The sequence below is a fragment of the Bacillota bacterium genome, from assembly GCA_024653485.1.
Classification (GTDB): domain Bacteria; phylum Bacillota; class SHA-98; order UBA4971; family UBA4971; genus UBA6256.
On sequence record JANLFY010000012.1, the window covers coordinates 36173 to 53830 of the forward strand.

General features: G+C 61.2%; 15 protein-coding genes, 2 tRNA genes, 1 pseudogene and 1 other annotated feature. Of the genes and pseudogenes, 16 read left to right on the forward strand and 2 right to left on the reverse strand.

Going from position 1 to position 17658, the window contains the following annotated elements:
* Positions 1–3 precede the first annotated feature (3 nt).
* From dusB to NUW12_10070, 6 genes are all read left to right on the forward strand, one after another.
* Positions 4–999, forward strand: coding sequence for a tRNA dihydrouridine synthase DusB (gene dusB, locus NUW12_10045; protein MCR4403098.1), 996 nt, complete (start codon positions 4–6; stop codon positions 997–999).
* Positions 1000–1008: 9 nt separating this feature from the next.
* Positions 1009–1620 (forward strand): transcriptional regulator, encoded by a 612-nt coding sequence (locus tag NUW12_10050; protein MCR4403099.1) that lies wholly within the window; start codon positions 1009–1011, stop codon positions 1618–1620.
* A gap of 123 nt (positions 1621–1743) precedes the next feature.
* Entirely contained in the window at positions 1744–2667 is a 924-nt protein-coding gene (locus tag NUW12_10055; protein MCR4403100.1) for a quinate 5-dehydrogenase, read from the forward strand.
* Between the two features lie 275 nt (positions 2668–2942).
* A complete protein-coding gene (gene greA / locus NUW12_10060) occupies positions 2943–3416 on the forward strand; it encodes a transcription elongation factor GreA (GenBank protein MCR4403101.1) in 474 nt (157 codons plus the stop codon).
* A 4-nt stretch (positions 3417–3420) separates the two neighbouring features.
* Positions 3421–5067, forward strand: a complete 1647-nt coding sequence (gene lysS / locus NUW12_10065) for a lysine--tRNA ligase (GenBank protein MCR4403102.1) — start codon at positions 3421–3423, stop codon at positions 5065–5067.
* A gap of 135 nt (positions 5068–5202) precedes the next feature.
* Positions 5203–5278 (forward strand) — tRNA-Ala (locus NUW12_10070).
* 223 nt (positions 5279–5501) lie between these two features.
* Here the strand turns inward: NUW12_10070 and NUW12_10075 are convergent.
* Positions 5502–6368, reverse strand: coding sequence for an ATP-dependent Clp protease proteolytic subunit (locus NUW12_10075; protein MCR4403103.1), 867 nt, complete (start codon positions 6366–6368; stop codon positions 5502–5504).
* 339 nt (positions 6369–6707) lie between these two features.
* Between NUW12_10075 and pdxS the strand changes: the two genes are divergently transcribed.
* The 3 genes from pdxS (at position 6708) to NUW12_10090 (ending at position 9614) form a co-directional block, all read left to right on the forward strand.
* A complete protein-coding gene (gene pdxS, locus NUW12_10080; protein MCR4403104.1) occupies positions 6708–7592 on the forward strand; it encodes a pyridoxal 5'-phosphate synthase lyase subunit PdxS in 885 nt (294 codons plus the stop codon).
* Between the two features lie 137 nt (positions 7593–7729).
* A complete protein-coding gene (gene pdxT, locus NUW12_10085) occupies positions 7730–8305 on the forward strand; it encodes a pyridoxal 5'-phosphate synthase glutaminase subunit PdxT (protein ID MCR4403105.1) in 576 nt (191 codons plus the stop codon).
* A 64-nt stretch (positions 8306–8369) separates the two neighbouring features.
* Positions 8370–9614, forward strand: a complete 1245-nt coding sequence (locus NUW12_10090) for a serine hydroxymethyltransferase (GenBank protein MCR4403106.1) — start codon at positions 8370–8372, stop codon at positions 9612–9614.
* Positions 9615–9624: 10 nt separating this feature from the next.
* Here NUW12_10090 and NUW12_10095 read toward each other — a convergent pair whose 3' ends face one another.
* Positions 9625–11025, reverse strand: coding sequence for a PAS domain-containing protein (locus NUW12_10095; protein MCR4403107.1), 1401 nt, complete (start codon positions 11023–11025; stop codon positions 9625–9627).
* 336 nt (positions 11026–11361) lie between these two features.
* Here NUW12_10095 and NUW12_10100 point away from each other — a divergent pair, with 336 nt between their 5' ends.
* The 7 genes and pseudogenes from NUW12_10100 to NUW12_10130 all read left to right on the forward strand — a co-directional run bounded on the left by NUW12_10100 (position 11362) and on the right by NUW12_10130 (position 17645).
* On the forward strand, positions 11362–11943 hold the full coding sequence (locus NUW12_10100; GenBank protein MCR4403108.1) for a 2-oxoacid:acceptor oxidoreductase family protein: 582 nt from the start codon (positions 11362–11364) through the stop codon (positions 11941–11943).
* Positions 11940–12224 (forward strand): annotated as a pseudogene (locus NUW12_10105) (4Fe-4S binding protein). Before NUW12_10100 ends, NUW12_10105 begins: the two are co-directional and overlap by 4 nt.
* Positions 12225–12325: 101 nt before the next feature.
* On the forward strand, positions 12326–13501 hold the full coding sequence (gene porA, locus NUW12_10110; protein ID MCR4403109.1) for a pyruvate ferredoxin oxidoreductase: 1176 nt from the start codon (positions 12326–12328) through the stop codon (positions 13499–13501).
* Positions 13502–13513: 12 nt separating this feature from the next.
* Entirely contained in the window at positions 13514–14443 is a 930-nt protein-coding gene (locus NUW12_10115) for a thiamine pyrophosphate-dependent enzyme (GenBank protein MCR4403110.1), read from the forward strand.
* 179 nt (positions 14444–14622) lie between these two features.
* Positions 14623–14890 (forward strand) — a binding site (T-box leader).
* Positions 14891–15052: 162 nt separating this feature from the next.
* The gene (gene serS / locus NUW12_10120; GenBank protein ID MCR4403111.1) at positions 15053–16333 is read left to right on the forward strand and encodes a serine--tRNA ligase; all 1281 of its coding nucleotides are present in this window, start codon (positions 15053–15055) and stop codon (positions 16331–16333) included.
* 237 nt (positions 16334–16570) lie between these two features.
* Positions 16571–16662: transfer RNA gene (locus NUW12_10125), tRNA-Ser, on the forward strand.
* Between the two features lie 164 nt (positions 16663–16826).
* Positions 16827–17645 (forward strand): radical SAM protein, encoded by an 819-nt coding sequence (locus NUW12_10130; GenBank protein MCR4403112.1) that lies wholly within the window; start codon positions 16827–16829, stop codon positions 17643–17645.
* Positions 17646–17658: the final 13 nt, after the last annotated feature.

Here is a 17658-nt window from a genome sequence, read left to right on the forward strand (position 1 = left end):
GCGGTGGGCATCGGTGACGTGAGGCTCTCCATTCCCGTGGTACTCGCGCCCATGGCCGGGGTGACAGACCTCGCGTACCGTTTGCTGGCGAAGGAGATGGGGTGCGCGCTGGTGTACACTGAGATGATCTCAGACAAGGCGCTCGTGTTCAACAACGAAAGAACCTTTGAGATGCTGCGCGTGTCGGAGAGAGAAAGGCCGGTTGCCGTTCAGCTGTTCGGAAGCGATCCCGAGACCATGGCCAAAGCGGCTGTGATCGTTCAAGAACGAGTGCGCCCCGAGATCATCGACATCAACATGGGATGTCCTACACCTAAGATAGTCAAGAACGGCGAGGGTGCGGCGCTGATGAGGAACGTGCCCCTCGCCCGGGACATCGTCGCGGCGGTGGTTGGTTCGTCGCGCGTTCCTGTGACCGTCAAGATGAGAAAGGGATGGGACGGAGATCACGTGAACGCCGTTGAGCTTGCGCTGGCTGTGGAGGAGGCGGGAGCGGCGGCCGTGGCGGTCCATGGGCGAACCCGCGACCAGTTTTACTCAGGCGCGGCGGATTGGGGCGTGATCAGGGAAGTGAAAGAGGCCGTCGGCATTCCGGTCATCGGCAACGGCGACGTGCGTTCCGCGGATGACGCCGCGCGCATGCTGGGCGAGACAGGGTGCGATGCCGTGATGATAGGCAGGGCAGCGCTGGGCAACCCCTGGATCTTCAAGGAAGTTGCGACGTTCCTAGCGACGGGCGAGAGGCTCGCTCCACCGTCGCTCGCCGAACGAATCGCGATGGCCATCCGGCACCTCGACATCATGATCGGCCTCTTTGGTGAGAGGAGCGCTGTGCTTCAGATGAGAAAGCACGCCGCGTGGTACATCCGCGGGGCCCGCAGCGCGGCGCAAGCCAGAGCACGCGTGAACGCCGCGAGAACGAGGTCGGAGATGGTGGAAGCCTTGATGTCCGTCATCTCCGGCTCTCAGCCATTTGCGTTTCAGCGCGAGCCCTGTTAGAATGGAAGTGTGCACAAAAACGTCTACGCCGTGGCGAGTGTATGGATGAAGCACGGAAAGCCGCCGCGCGGGGGCGTGGAGGGGGTGAGCCGGCTGGAGTTCGTCCGCATCGGTGACAAGCTCGTGGATAAGACGCGAGTGTACAAGGCGATCGACAGGATCCTCGATCTCCGCGCGAAGGGGTTCTCGCAGCAAGAGGCGGCGGATCAAGTGGGAATCGACAGGGCTTTCGTGTCTCGCCTCGAAAGCCTTGGGGAAATCCGCAAGGGTGCGCGCGTGGCCCTTGTGGGTTTTCCTGTGGGCAACAAGGAGGAGATCCGGAAAGTAGCGGAGGAGGAAGGCGTTGATTTCGTTCTCCTGCTCAACGACGCTGAACGGTGGGCGTACCTTCGGGAGAGGTCCGGGCAAGAAGTGTTCAACGAGATCATGGGGATAATCACGAAACTAAAGAGCTACGACGCGGTAGTGTTCATAGGGTCAGACATGAGAGTGAACCTCGTGGAATCCATCCTCGGCGACCGGGTCGTGGGGATCGAGGTGGGACAGTCGCCGATCAGGGGAGACCGCCAGGTGGACCCGGAAGAGGTCCGCAGAGCGCTTCGGAGCATAACAATGGCGTGACCTAGACCGCGTACGCGGCGCGACCGTCCGACCGTCGCGGTGCCTCGGTGCCACCGTGGGTTTATCGGTGGCCGTGGGCGGCGCACGGCGTGACATCGGGACTGAAACGGGAGGCGGGTCTCTATGAAGCATGTCGTGAGCGTGAGTCTGGGCTCGTCCAAGCGAGACCACAAGGCGACCGTCAACTTGCTCGGCGAGGAGGTCCTGATCGAGAGACGCGGGACCGACGGGGACATCAAGAGGGCGATCGAGCTCATTCGGAGCCTTGACGGCAAGGTGGACGCCTTCGGGATGGGCGGCACGGACCTCTGGTTCTACGTTGGAAGAAAACGGTACATGGTGCGTGACGCCATCCCAATTGCGCGGGCTGCCCAGAAGACTCCCATAGCGGACGGCAGCATGCTGAAAGGCGTGATCGAGCGCAGGGCGGTTGAGTACGTTCGCGATGAGGTCAAGATGCCTCTGTCGGGAAAGAAGGCTCTCATCGTGTGCGCGCTCGACAGGTTCGGCATGGCTTCTGCCCTTCTCGAGTCCGGGTGCGACATGATGTACGGCGATCTCGCATTCGGGCTCGGCGTGCCGGTTTTCCTCAGATCGTTGTCCACATTCCAGATGCTCGTCACCGTCCTGATGCCGCTGATAAGGCTCCTTCCAATCAAGATGCTGTATCCCACGGGCAAGAGTCAAGAGAAGGTCGTGCCGAAGTACGCTAGAGCATACGCGTGGGCGGACATCATAGGCGGAGACTGCCATTTCATCAAGAAACACATGCCTGATGATCTTGCGGGGAAGGTTATCATAACGAACACCGTGACCAAGGACGACGTGGAGGCGTTCAGGAGGCGCGGCGTGAGAACGCTTGTGGCTTCGACCCCCGAGATTGAGGGAAGATCGTTTGCCACGAACGTCATGGACGCCGTCTTCGTTGCTTTGACCGGGCGGCGGCCGGAGGAGTTCGCGCCCTCCGACTACCTGGACCTCATAAACCGTCTTGAGATCAAGCCGAGAGTCGAGACGCTGAATCCTCCGACTCGAGGTCGAGTGTGATCGTCAAGAGGTGTGCAGGTTGGACCGGCCATGCAGTCGGCTGGTTCGAGGAAAGCAGGCAAGATATGCCTGAAAAGGGTGAACAACATAGGAGAAGCGAGGATAAGGGCGAAAGGTTAGCGTGAACCGAGGCTTGACAACGCCGGGGGAGCGCGACATAATAGTGGCATGCGAAAGAGGGCATCGCGCAATGAGCACATGGCCGAGGGCGAGGGCGAAGGCACGTTGCGCGATGTCCGGATGTACATGGGCCGGTTAAGGGAGGAGCCAGCTCGATGGCGCAAAAGGTAGTTCTCACCTTGGAAGGGCTCAGGAAGCTGGAGAAGGAACTTGAGTACCTCAAGACTACCAGGCGGCGCGAGGTTGCTGCGCGGATAAAAGAGGCCAAGGCTTTCGGGGACATTACGGATAACGCCGAATACGAAGATGCCAAGAACGAGCAAGCGTTCGTCGAGGGGCGAATCGCCCAACTGGAGACGATGCTCCGGAACGCGGAGATAATCGACGAAGAGGACCTCAACACCGACACCGTCCACCTCGGGTGCAGGGTGAAGCTGAAGGATCTTTCGGACAACGAGGTCTTTGAATACACCATAGTAGGCTCGGCTGAGGCGGACCCTGCGAACTCGCGCATTTCGAACGAGTCGCCGGTCGGGAAGGCTGTTCTCGGCAAGAAGGTCGGGAGCATCGTGGAAGCTCTGGCGCCCGCGGGTCCCATCAGATTCCAGATTCTTGACATCTCGAGGTGAGGACATGAGCGAGGGAAGGGGCGTTCATCCGGAGGTACAGGATAGCGACGGGTGCGCCGCCACTCCGGAGGGCTCGGCCGTTGCTAACGAAGTCGCGGAAGGCGAGGCCACTCGGGAGGTCGCTGAAGGGACCGACTCTCGGGAAACCGCGAAGGGCGCGGGCGCACAAGCCGCTGACTTCGGCGCTGAAGCGGAGTCAGAAAGCGAACACGTGCGCGTGAGGCGGCAGAAGATGGAGGCGCTGCGGTCGAGGGGCATAGACCCGTTCGGAGCGAGGTTCGAGCGCACCCATCACGCTCGCGACATAGCCGAGGATTTCGAGAAGCTCGAAGGCAGGCAAGTGAGAGTCGCCGGGCGTCTCATGGCGATGAGGAGCCATGGAAAGGCCACTTTCGCAGACCTCCTTGACCTGTCCGGACGCATACAGATCTACGCCAAAGCCGACCGGCTTGGCGTGGACGCGTACGAGGTCTTCACGTCGCTCGACATTGGCGACATCGTTGGAGTGGAAGGCACGGTATTCCGCACGCGCCGGGGCGAGACGACGGTAGAGGTGGACGCGTTCCGTCTTCTTTCGAAGTCTCTCAGGCCGCTGCCCGAGAAATGGCACGGCCTTTCCGATGTGGACCTTCGGTACAGGCACAGACACCTGGATCTCATAGTCAATCCTGAGGTGCGTGAGGTGTTCCTCAAGAGGACGGCCATCGTGCGCGCGGTGAGGGCGTTCTTGGACTCCCGTGGCTATATCGAGGTGGAGACCTCAGCGATGCACACCATCCCTGGCGGTGCCACGGCGCGGCCGTTCATAACACATCACAACGCCCTCGACATCGACCTGTACCTTCGGATTGCCCTGGAACTGCACCTCAAGCGCCTCATCGTGGGCGGTCTGGAGAAGGTGTACGAGATCGGGCGCGTTTTCAGGAACGAAGGGATCTCAACGAAACACAACCCTGAGTTCACCATGTTGGAGCTATACGAGGCCTACGCGGACTATACGGATATGATGAACCTCGCGGAGGACCTCATCCACTACGTGGCCATTCAGGTGCTGGGGCAGTCCAGGGTGGACTATGAGGGAAACACCATCGACCTTACGCCGCCTTGGCCGAGGAAAACGATGGTACAGGCTGTGCGGGAATACACAGGAGAGGACTTCGACGCCATAGAGACCGATGAGGATGCCCGAGCCGCGGCGAGTCGTCTTGGGGTCGAGGTCGAGCCGCAGGCAACGAGGGGCAAGGCGCTCTCTGAGATCTATGAAGGGCTAGTGGAGCCTGCGCTCATATCTCCGGTCTTTGTGACGGACCACCCCGTGGAGATCTCGCCACTGGCAAAGAAGAGGGAGGACGATCCACGGTATACGTATAGGTTCGAGCTGATCATCGGTGGTCGCGAGATGGCGAACGCCTTCAGCGAGCTGAACGATCCTATAGACCAGCGCGAAAGGTTTGAGGCTCAGGCAGCGTTGCGTGACCGGGGCGACGACGAGGCCCATAGAATGGACGAAGACTTCCTGCGGGCGCTGGAGCACGGGATGCCGCCGACGGGTGGCATGGGGATAGGTATCGACAGGCTGGTGATGCTGCTCACAAACCAGAGCTCCATCAGGGACGTGATCTTGTTCCCGACGATGCGTCCGAAGAAATGAACGCTACGCCGGGCGCGGCGCGTTTTCGTCATGTCAGGGTCCTTGGAGGGTCCTTCCCGGCCTTGACTTCGGCACGAGCCTGTGTTAGTATTCAACCTGCGGGGCACAGCGTGATACGAGCGAGTGAGTTTTAGTGGGGACGTAGCTCAGTTGGGAGAGCGCGTGAATCGCACTCACGAGGTCGGGAGTTCGAATCTCCTCGTCTCCACCAAAGTGTGGCGCCAGGCGAATGCCTGGCGTGTCTGTTCTCTGGCGTCTCTGCCTCGCGCGTGCGTTCTTTGCGTCTTGCTTTCGCATTTCCGGTGCCTCCATTCGCTTCCTCTGGGGAGCATCCGCGCTTTGACATGCCCGCGGTCTTGTGCGGATTCTTTCATCGCTCCGGTGCGCTCCATCTTCCGAGCGGCGGCCGGAGGTCCGCTTCGTCTTTGAATGCATCAGCCGATCGGGTCTCGTCTTCCCCTCTCCACAGGCTCCCGTCGTTCGAACGGAACGGGCACGTACTGAACCGAGGGCCTGCGCTGAGCGGGCTGAGGGTAGAGCTCCATCAGACGATAGACCTCGTACGGCATGTCGTTGCTCACGGCGAGGCCCATGCGCCGCAGGGCGTCGCACGTGATCGGATAGTCGTGCGTCCAGCGCCCTTCGGTCAGAGTCCTCGCTATCTCGCGCGCTTTGTCATCTGGGAATTTCGCCGCAAGGATCTCATGCACGCTTTCATATACCTGCACCATGGCTTTGGCAGCCATGTCTCCGAGGATCAACGTGGTGTCGCTCACGGAATTCTTGTCCTTCTGCTCTATGGCGCGGAGGATCGACACCGCTGGGTAGTTTCCGAGCTGGGGATCAACCGGGCCGAGCACGGCGTTCTCGTCCATGACGATCTCGTCTGCGGCGAGGGCGAGGAGCGTGCCGCCGGACATGGCGTAATGCGGAACGAACACCGTGACTTTCGCCTTGTGCCCTGCTATGGCGCGGGCGATCTGCTCCGCTGCGAGCACGAGGCCACCGGGGGTGTGGAGCACGATGTCGATTGGAACGTCGTCAGGCGTGAGCCGGATGGCCCTGAGGACCTGCTCGGAGTCCTCGATGTCGATGTGGCGGGAGATGGGGATGCCTAGGAAGCTGATAGCCTCCATGCGGTGGATCATGGCGATGACCCGCGAGCCTCTCTTGCGAGAGAATGAGTTCAGGATGTGCAGCCTGGCGAGCTCGATCCTCCTCCGGCCGAAGAGGGGCGACAGAAGACTCCAGCCCAGGAGCAAGATCCAGAGCAGATTGAAGAGCGAATCCACCACGCTCATCCTTTCCGGTCAGCCATCCGGAACCTGCGAGCCGTCGGCCCGGGAATGCCCGCGATGCCCGGACCGGCCGGTGGTAGCCGGGAGGCGCGTCAACGAGATGCACCGCAACCAAGATGCGTCCGTGAGCATCCCCGAGTTAAGTTTCCATTCAGGGCAAACGAATATGCGGCTTGGCGAAGAGCCGGCCTCGGCTCCGGGACGGCGTGGCCACAACGTAGCTTCCCCGACGAGTCGCCTTCCTCCCTGGGAGATAGTGGTTTCCAGGCGCTTGTGTCCCGTGAGTGCGTGTAGTAGAATTGCATGGGGGAATGAGCCACAAGCTGATGGAGGGACGGAACGATGGTTGAGAAGGCAACGTTTACAGTCAAGAAAGGCCTAGCGGAGATGCTCAAGGGCGGCGTGATCATGGACGTCACCACCCCCGAGCAGGCAAAGATCGCGGAGGACGCGGGAGCGGTCGCAGTCATGGCGCTCGAGCGGGTTCCCGCGGACATCAGGGCGCAGGGCGGCGTCGCCAGGATGTCCGACCCGGCCATAATCGAGGCGATCATGGAGGCTGTCACCATCCCGGTCATGGCGAAGTGCAGGATCGGTCACTTCGTTGAGGCTCAGATTCTCGAGGCTCTCGGAGTGGATTACATAGACGAGAGCGAGGTGCTGACGCCGGCCGACGAAGAGCATCACATAGACAAACACCAGTTCAAGGTGCCGTTTGTCTGCGGCTGCCGCAACCTTGGGGAAGCCCTCCGCAGGATCGGTGAGGGAGCGGCGATGATGCGCACGAAGGGCGAGGCCGGCACCGGTGACGTGGTGGAGGCTGTGCGGCACATGAGGCGCGTCATGAGCGAGATACGAAAGCTCACATCGATGCGTGAAGACGAGCTCATGGCCGCAGCCAAGGAGATGCAGGCCCCCTACGAGCTCGTCGTGGAGGTTGCCAAGACGGGAAGGCTTCCCGTGGTCAACTTCGCCGCGGGCGGCATCGCGACCCCCGCGGACGCCGCGCTCATGATGCAGCTGGGGGCCGACGGAATCTTCGTTGGGTCGGGCATCTTCAAGTCGGACAACCCGGCGGCCAGGGCACGCGCCATCGTGGACGCTGCTGCCCACTACAACGACCCTGACATTCTCGCGAAGGCGTCGAGGGGAATCGGACAGCCGATGAAGGGCCTTGCATCCGCCTCATTGAGGGAAGAAGAGCGGCTTCAGACGAGAGGCTGGTAGCGGGCTGAGAGAGGCGACCGACCACAGGATCGTCCTCGGACCGTCCGTCGAACATGAGGCTCTTCGCGGCACGAGATGAACGAGAACAACACGGGCACTGGGTCTTGCGCGCGTGGTGGCAGCAGGAGGTTGCAGAGGTGAAGGTAGGGGTTCTGGCGCTTCAGGGTGATGTGGCGGAGCACGTCAGAATGACTTCTTCTGCGGGCGCGGATGTGGTGGAGGTCAGGTACAGCGACCAAATCGAGGGACTGGACGGCCTCATAATTCCGGGCGGGGAAAGCACCACCGTCGGGAAGTTGATGGAGCGATTTGGGTTCGTGGACGAGATCCGGAAGCACGCGTCCCGGGGCTTGGGTGTTTTCGGCACATGCACGGGGCTCATTCTCCTTTCGCGCAGCGTCTCGTCTTCCGATCAGGTCTGCCTCGGTCTCATGGACTTCGTCGTGAAGAGGAACGCTTTTGGGCGGCAGGTGGACAGCTTCGAGGCCGACATCGCGATCCCTGCCATCGGCGATCCTCCTATGCGTGCCGTGTTCATCCGCGCCCCATACATACTTTCGGTCGGCGAAGGCGTTGATGTGCTGGCGCGGTTTGAGGAGAAGATCGTGCTCGCGCGGCAGGGACGGCATCTTGCGTGCGCATTCCATCCGGAGGTGACGTCTGACACTAGGCTCCACAGATACTTCCTTGACATGATTGCGGGAAAGGCGTAGGGTCGGTTTGATGCGTTGATGCGCAGCTGCGGGTGATGTAATACGGCGTGGGAGGGGCACACGGATGTATGATATCGTGAGGTCCGTTGATCCAGAAGTCGCGGATGCTCTCGAAGGTGAGACCGTCCGGCAGAGACGGAAGATCGAGCTGATAGCCTCGGAGAACTTCGCGAGCAGGGCGGTCATGCAGGCGCAGGGATCCACGCTGACCAACAAGTATGCGGAGGGGTACCCCGGAAGGCGTTACTACGGCGGCTGCGAGTTCGTGGACGTGGTTGAGAAGCTGGCCATCGAAAGGGCGAAGGACCTGTTTGGGGCGGAGCATGCCAACGTCCAACCTCATTCAGGCGCGCAGGCCAACACCGCGGTGTACTTCGCGATGCTGTCCCACGGCGACACCGTGCTCGGCATGGACCTTTCTCACGGCGGACATCTCACCCACGGCCATCCTCTCAACGTGTCCGGCAAGTATTTCAACTTCATTCCATATGGGGTTTCCAGGGAGACCGAGACCATCGACTACGGTGCGCTCGAGTCGCTGGCGATAGCGCACAAACCACGTATGATCGTCGCCGGTGCGAGCGCGTATCCGAGGCTCATCGACTTCGCGAAGATACGGCGCATCGCTGACGAAGTGGGCGCGTATGTGATGGTGGACATGGCTCATATCGCGGGGCTCGTAGCGGCGGGTATCCATCCGAGTCCCGTGCCGTACGCGGAATTCGTGACCACCACTACCCATAAGACCCTCCGCGGCCCGCGCGGAGGCCTCATCCTATGTCAGGCGAGATTCGCAAAGGACATAGACCAGGCGGTTTTCCCTGGCATCCAAGGCGGGCCTCTCATGCACGTGATCGCTGCCAAGGCCGTCGCGCTGAAAGAGGCCATGACACCAGAGTTCCGTGCCTACCAGGCCCAAGTGGTGAAGAACGCTTCGGCGCTGGCCGCCGCTCTTGCCCGCCGAGGCTTCCGCATCGTGTCGGGCGGCACGGACAATCACCTGATGCTCGTGAGCGTGGCGGAGAAGGGACTCACCGGCAAGGCGGCGGAGAAGCTCCTCGACGATGTGGGCATCACAGTCAACAAGAACACCATACCGTTTGATCCCGAGAAGCCGTTCGTTACGAGCGGAATCCGCCTTGGAACGCCCGCAGTGACTACGAGAGGCATGCGAGAGCGTGAAATGGAGGAGATCGCCGAGATCATAGCCGCCGTGCTCGAAAGGCCCGGCGACGAAGGCGTCACCGAGCGTGCCCGCGCAAACGTGGCACGACTGGTCGAGCGTTTCCCGCTCTACCCCGAGATGTAGCCTCGCTGGTTCAGTCGACGTCAATCACAACTGCCTCGCCTGTGAAGAGATCGACCACCCTCGACCTATTGAAGTCAGGGTGGCCGTTTCTTTCGTGCACCGTCACTCTCGTGCCTTCGACGTCGAGCTTTATCGTGGCGTTGCGTCTTGTGAGGGCTGCAGACAGCCCGTCCACAAGCTGCAACAATCTCAGCATCGGCATGAGGTGCCTTGGGAAGTCGAGCGGCAGCTCGTCCTCCTTATGGTGATGGTAGCGGACGAGCCAGATGACATCCTGGTCCTTGTGGTAGAAATGGGCCGCGATATCCGCGCTCCTGGCGGCGTGGGCCGGACTATACTCGAAGGCTTTCTTCGGATCCACTGTCTGTCCGACTTCCAGTTGCGGTTGCGACTTCCCGAGGTCGTGGAAGATTAGGCTTTGGACGAGGATGTCCTTGCTTATGCCCAAGAGTGACATGATGCCTTTCGAGTTGAGATCCGCAAGTACCTTGAGCGCGTTGACCACGTGCTTGTAGTTGCCGTCCTCGATGACCTCGGTCACAGTGATGAGGCCGGTCTCAGGATCGTATTTGTCCCTATACTCGGGCGTATGTTTGAGCTTGTGTTCAACCCTGGAGTTCGGGAGAGTCAGCGCGAAAGCGCGGTCGAGCTCATCCCTCGAGCTCACGAGCTGAGCGCGAAGGTGTTCCTGTTCCGTCACATCATGGAAAGTCTCGATGATCCCTCGTACCTCGCCATCCTCTATCAGCGGCACGTAGTTCACGGAGAAGACCCGGCCGTCCGCGAGCGGCGTCATTACGTTGTACCTGGCTTTTCCGGTGTTCATGACCTCAAAGATGGGCGACTCGTCGCGGCTCACAACGACCGCCTTTTGGCCGACCCTGTCGGCGGCCCTTGCGTTCATGAGTCTTTCCGCGGCGGGATTGAACTCGCGTATGGTGAGATCCCTGTCTATCACGATGAGGCCCTCGTTCAGGGAGCGAAGGATGGCCAGAGCGCGCTCTTCGTGATAACGGTCGCCTTTCGACGTCGCGGTGGCACTGGAGAACGTCATGAGCACGGAGCGTTGAGTCAGGGAAGCCACAAGAACTCCGTTTTCCATGACAGGCAATTCCGGGAGACACGAGCTTTCGAAGATGCCCGCGGCGACGTGCAGGTCGGTATCTGGTTCCACGCTCGGAAAACTCTCCGCTGGGATCATTATGTCCTGGGCCGTAGCGCCTTTCGCGTATCCTGATGCAAGGGCAGATATGATCTTGCTGCCCGTGACCACGCCGGACAGCTCACCAGCCTGCGAGGTCACGTAAGCGATTCCCCGATCGGTCACGAGGGACGCAAGTCTCTCGAGATCCGTGTCTGGACCAACCGTCAACGGAACGAGGGTTTCGACATCTCTAACCTTCATCCTCATGTGTTCGCCAGCCCCTTGACCTACTGCGGATTATGCACCCTAATCAGCCTTTTGACATGGCTATTGTCGAAAGGCGTCCGCGCAAAATTCTAGCATAGCCTGCCTGGAAAGTAAATAGTTGGGGAGCTGCGGATCAGCATGATTCGACCTTAAACGACATTCGCTTCGGATGAGGGATGCTGGCTGGCTTGACAAACTTGCAGCCGCTGGTGCACACCTTGGACTTCTGTGCTAAAATAGGTTGGGTATAAAACACGTTCATACGCCCACGAGTCCGGCGGGCCGCGGCCTGAGGCTCTGGGCGGTACACAAATCCATACACGAGGAGGACGAGCTATGGCACAGGTTCTCGAGATTCGCTGGCACGGGAGGGGTGGCCAAGGGGCGAAAACCGCTGCTATTCTGCTGGGCGAAGCTGCCGCTTCAGTGGGTAAGTACATTCAGGCATTTCCCGAGTACGGTCCTGAGCGGATGGGTGCGCCCGTGTTGGCGTTCAACCGGATCAGCGACGAGCCGGTGAGGATGCACTGTCACGTATCGAACCCTAAGATAGTCGTGGTCCTCGACCCGACTTTGATCGGCAAGAACGATGTGACCTCCGGTGTGCCGGAAGACGGAGTGTATCTGGTGAACACCAACCTGTCCCCGGCGGAGATGAGGGCAAGGCTCAAGGTGAAAGGCGGCAAGGTTTTCACAGTGGATGCTACGCAGATATCCATCGACACCATCGGCCGGGCAATCCCGAACACGCCGATGATGGGCGCTCTCATAAGAGCTACCGGGCTCCTGAAGCTGGAGGAGTTCATAGCTGATACCAGGCACAAACTCGAACTGAAGTTCAGGTCCAAGCCCGAGGTCATCGAGGGGAACATCAAGGCCATTGAGCGGGCCTACCAGGAGGTGCAGTCTGAGCAATGAGCGCGAATGGGAAGGAGAGAGGCTGGAGGGACGTGCCCATTGGGGGCCTGATCCTGGAGGCTGGCAGCGCTGACAAGTATGAGACAGGCGATTGGCGGACGTACCGTCCTGTCTGGGACCAAGAGAAGTGCAGGCATTGCATGATCTGCTGGGTGTATTGTCCCGACTCGTCCATACTCGTGAGCGATGGCAAGATGATCGGCATAGACTACAAGCACTGCAAGGGCTGTGGGATATGTGCCCACGAGTGCCCTGCGAAGTGCATAGACATGCAGCTCGAGACCGAGCTCGAGGCCGACAAGGGTGAGGGCGCCGCGGGTGCGCGCGCTGACGCAGGTTGCGGGTGCCGCGCAAAGAGTGGCGGGGAGGCTGGTGGAAAGTGATGAAGAGAGTGGCGATTACCGGAAATGAAGCTGTGTCGCAAGCGATGCGCCAGATCAACCCTGACGTGGTGGCGGCGTACCCTATAACGCCGCAGACAGAGATCGTGCAGATCTTCTCCACTTTCGTCGCGGATGGCGATGTGGACACGGAATTCGTGACCGTGGAAAGCGAGCACTCCGCCATGAGCGCAACGATAGGCGCGTCAGCGGCAGGGGCGAGGGCGATGACGGCCACTTCCTCACAAGGGCTTGCCCTTATGTGGGAGATGCTGTATATAGCCGCCGGCATGAGGCTTCCCATAGTGGCGCCGGTCGTGAACAGAGCGCTGTCTGCACCCATCAACATTCACTGCGATCACAGCGATACCATGGGGGCGCGCGACTCCGGCTGGGTCCAACTCTATTCAGAGAACGCCCAGGAAGCGTACGACAACCTCATCCAGGCAGTGCGCATAGCGGAGCACGCAGACGTTCAGCTCCCAGTCATGGTGTGCATGGACGGCTTCATTGTGAGCCACGGCATGGAGAACGCTGAGCTCCTCGATGATGGCGTGGTGCGCAGCTTCATCGGCCAGAGGACGCCGAAGCACTCGGTCCTTGACGTGGACAACCCCGCCACGTTCGGGGCGCTGGACTTCGCCGATTGGTACTTCGAGCACAGGCGGCAGATCGCTGAGGCCGAGACGCACGTGAAGGGCGTTGTGCTGGATGTGGCGAAGGAGTTCGCGAAGATCTCCGGCAGGGACTACGGCCTCTTCGAGGCGTACAAGCTGGACGACGCGGAGATAGCCATCGTCGTGTTGAACTCCGCGGCGGGCACGGCGAAGGTGGTAGTCGACGACCTGAGGGACAAGGGTCTCAAGGCAGGCTTGCTGAAGATAAGGCTCTTCAGGCCCTTCCCGCACGAAGAGATAGTGGCGGCGCTCGCGGGCAAGAAGGCCATAGCAGTTCTGGACAGGGCAGATGGCCTTTCCACCATGGGTGGACCCGTGTTCGTGGATGTGCGGTCCGCCATGTACGACGCGCCCGGGCCGAAGATGGTCAACTACATCTACGGCTTGGGTGGCAGGGACATCGACACCGAGCAGATAGCCGGGGTATACTGGGATCTTGCCAAGATCGCCGAGACGGGCAAGGTCACGTCGCCCGTGACCTACCTCGGGGTCAGGGAATAGGAGGCGGCATGAATGGCAAACTTGAGGGAGCTTACGAAGAAGGAAGAACTCCTGTGCGGCGGGCATCGCGCGTGCGCAGGTTGCGCCGCCCCAATAGCCGTAAGGCAGGTGCTGAAAGCAGTTGACACCCCTGTTGTCGTCGGGTGCGCCACCGGGTGCCTCGAAGTGACGACGACCATCTACCCCTTCACGTCGTGGCGGGTGCCTTTCATCCACAGCGCGTTTGAGAACTCGGCTGCCACCGTGAGCGGGGTGGAGGCCGCGTACAGGGCGCTCAAGAAGAAGGGCAAGATAACCCGGGATATCCAGTTCATCGCGTTCGGCGGAGACGGCGGAACGTATGACATCGGATTCCAGTCGCTGTCCGGGGCGATGGAGCGCGGGCACGACATGGTGTACATCTGTTACGACAACGAGGCCTACATGAACACGGGAATCCAAAGGTCCAGTGCGACTCCGAAGGGCGCGTCCACGACGACGAGCCCCGCGGGCAAGGTCATCCCCGGGAAGACGCAGTTCCGCAAGGACTTGACTGCGGTCATGGCTGCCCACAACATTCCTTACGTGGCGCAGGCGATTCCCAGCCACTGGAACGACTTTGTCACGAAGGTCCAGAAGGCGCTTGCGGTGAAGGGACCGGCTTTCATCAACGTCCTTGCGCCGTGCAGGCTCGGCTGGCAGTTCGACCCCGCGGAAACCATCGACATCATGCGGGGCGCGGTCGAGACGTGTTTCTGGCCGTTGTACGAAGTCGAGAACGGTGCGTGGCGCATCACCCACAAGCCCAGGGAGAAGAAACCGGTCCGCGGCTGGCTCGAGAAGCAGGGGCGGTTCCGCCATCTGTTCCGGCCCGAGAACGAACACGTCCTCGAGGAGATCCAGGCGGACATCGACCGGAATTGGGATGCCCTCCTTGCGCGCGCCGGCATGGCTCAAGCGTGACTCTGGTGGCGGATTATGAGCCGGCGGCCGGCAAGGTCGCGTAGCGCCGGACCCCTCCCGGCCGCCACCGCGCCACACCGCGTATGAGCGCTGAGTGTTGTGTGGTGGAGACCGGGATGGTATAATGGTTGCAAGTCCGAACTGTGCCAAGGCAGATATCCATCGACGCGATGAACGTCGTGGTTGCGATGAAGAGGACGAGTAGGTCGGGATCCCGACGCTCTAGAGAGCCGGACGCGGTGGGAGCCGGCGCGCGGGACGGCCGAATCCACCTCGGAGCTGCGGGCTGAAAGGCGCCCTAGACGCCGAGTATGCCTCGCCGGGTGTGCCCGTTAGCGCTTGTTGAGAGGGTTGGAGGGAAACCATGGTCGCGTCGTGAGACTCGATCAGTCCTTTCCTTCGACCAATCGGGGTGGCAACGCGGGAGGACAGCCTCTCGTCCCCTTGGGAGAGTCCCAGGGGGGCGGGAGGCTTTTCTAATGTGCGCTCGTCCTCGTGCCGTCGCCACGTGACGTTGACTCATACCCCGCCCCGCGGCTCCTCCGGCCTGAAGGGCACGGGCGGACAAGAGGGGGCGGGCGCGTACTCATTGACGATGGAGGGATGGACGTGCTAGATATCAAGCTGATTAGGCAAGACCCCGAGATGGTGCGCGACGCCCTCGCGCGACGGGGAGAGGACACCGCCGTTCTCGACGAGGTGCTCTCCCTGGATGAGGAGAGACGCAGGCTCATTTACGATGTGGAGCAGCTAAAGAAGAGACGGAACGAGGTGTCCGACAACATCGCGCTCATGAAGAAGAGTGGAGGCGATTTGACGGCCGCCATCCTCGAAATGCGCGACGTCTCGGCGAAGATCAAGCTGATGGACGACTCGGTGCGGGCGCTCGACGAGAGGCTCACGAGGTTGCTCCTCTCCATACCGAACATTCCACACTCGTCGGTTCCGCTCGGCAAGGATGAGTCGGAGAACGTGGAGGTCCGGCGGTGGGGGACTCCCCGGCAATTCGGGTTCACTCCCAAGCCCCACTGGGAGATAGGCGTGGATCTAGGCATCCTCGATTTCGAGCGCGCCGCCAAGATAACCGGCGCAAGGTTCACGGTGTTCCGCGGAGCGGGCGCGCGCCTCGTGCGGGCGCTCATCGCGTTCATGATCGACATCCATACCAAGGAACACGGCTATACCGAGGTGTATCCGCCGTTCCTCGTCAACCGGGACAGCATGATCGGCACCGGACAGCTGCCGAAGTTCGCCGAGGACATGTTCCATTGCGAGGGTACCGACTACTATCTCGTCCCCACGGCCGAGGTGCCCGTGACGAACCTATATCGTGGCGAGATCCTAGACTCAAGTCAACTCCCCATATATCACGTGGCTTACACGGCGTGTTTTCGTGCTGAGGCAGGGTCTGCAGGGAGGGATACCAGGGGTCTAGTGAGGCAGCACGAGTTCGACAAGGTGGAACTCGTGAAATTCGTGAGACCTGAGACATCCTACGACGAACTCGAGAAGCTGGTAGGCGACGCCGAAGACGTGCTGCGGCGGCTGGAGCTCCCGTATCGAGTGGTGATGATGTGCACGGGCGACGTCGGGTTCTCGGCCGCGAAGAAGTACGATCCCGAAGTCTGGATGCCTAGCTACGACAGGTACGTGGAGATTTCATCCTGCAGCAACTTCGAAGCCTTCCAGGCAAGACGGGCCGACATCAAGTTCCGGCCCGCGCCTGGAGCGAAGCCAGAGTACGTCCACACGCTCAACGGGTCGGGCCTCGCCGTCGGACGCACGTTCGCGGCGATCCTCGAGAACTACCAGGAAGCGGATGGCTCGGTGACCATCCCGAGAGCACTTAGGCCTTACATGGATGGTCTCGATCTCATCACGAAGCAATAGTCGGCGGTCCGGGGCAGGGCGGACCCAAGGTGCCGGCCGCGCCTGTGATGCACTAGGCTGCCGGCGGTGCAGGTCGGCGCGCGGGATCGAGCGAGTGAGCTGACACTTGGCACTTAGCGGGTGCACCGAGCTGGCAGCGGACGCTCCTTGCTCCAGGAAGGCCGGGCATGTTATAATCTGCATGTCGGGAGGGGTCTTGCGAGGCCTCCTTGCGGGGCACCGCCCGGCGTGGCGCGCGGAGGAGTGCCCGAGATGGCTTAAGGGAGCGGTCTTGAAAACCGCCAGGGTCCCTGGGGCCCTCGTGGGTTCGAATCCCACCTCCTCCGCCATTATTCATGTACGTCATTCGGGCATCTGGTCGCACACCCCTGCTCGTCGTACACCCCTGACCACGGGGCATCGTGCGGGGGGGCGAACGCTTGCCCGCGTCACAGCCTGAGGGCACAGCTGAGGGCGACACGAGGGGAGACAAGACAAGGAAACGAAGGGGTTGGTGTTCGTGGCGCCTGCTACGAGGGAAGTCGAATGCAAGTCGATCCTCGCGAAGTCCGGAATACCTGGGGTGGACTTCTCCCTCAACCCCTATGTCGGATGCGCCCACGCCTGCGCGTACTGTTACGCCCCCTGTATCGTGAACCGCTTCAGGGGGCGCCAAGACCCGTGGGGGAGCTTCGTGGACGTCAAGGTGAACGCGCCGGCGAGACTGCGGCGTGCTCTGCGGCGCGTGAACCAGGAGGTAATTCTGCTGTCGAGCGTCACGGACCCGTATCAGCCCATCGAACGCAAGACCGGTCTCGTTCGCGCCTGCCTCGCCGAGATATCGACAAGCTCAGCTCAGGTATCCATACTGACCAAGTCGGACCTCGTAGCCCGCGACATGGACATCCTCAACGCGATTTCCGGTGTTGAAGTGGGGCTGAGCATTGCCACGACGGACGACGATCTGGCTAGGGCTTTGGAGCCAGGCGCGCCCTCGCCGTCGAGGCGTTTCGCAGCTCTCGAGAAGCTGTCCGCGGCGGGGCTCAGAACGTGGGTATTCATAGCGCCGGCTATCCCGGGGATCGGCGAGTTCGAAGAACAGCTCGAGCCGATTTACGCGAGGGCGAGGGAGGCGGGCGCGTCATGCGTGCGGCTGGACCCATTCAATTTCTACCCACCCATGACCGCATCGCTTACCGCCGCCATCCGGCGCAGTACGCCGGAAAGACTTGCGCGATTCCGGGAGGCCCTCTCTCACAAGGCAGAGTTCGCTTCCAACGTACGGACCCTCGCGGCCGAGCTTGCGGCTCGTTACGGGTTTGACCAGGAGTAGTAGGTGAAAGCCG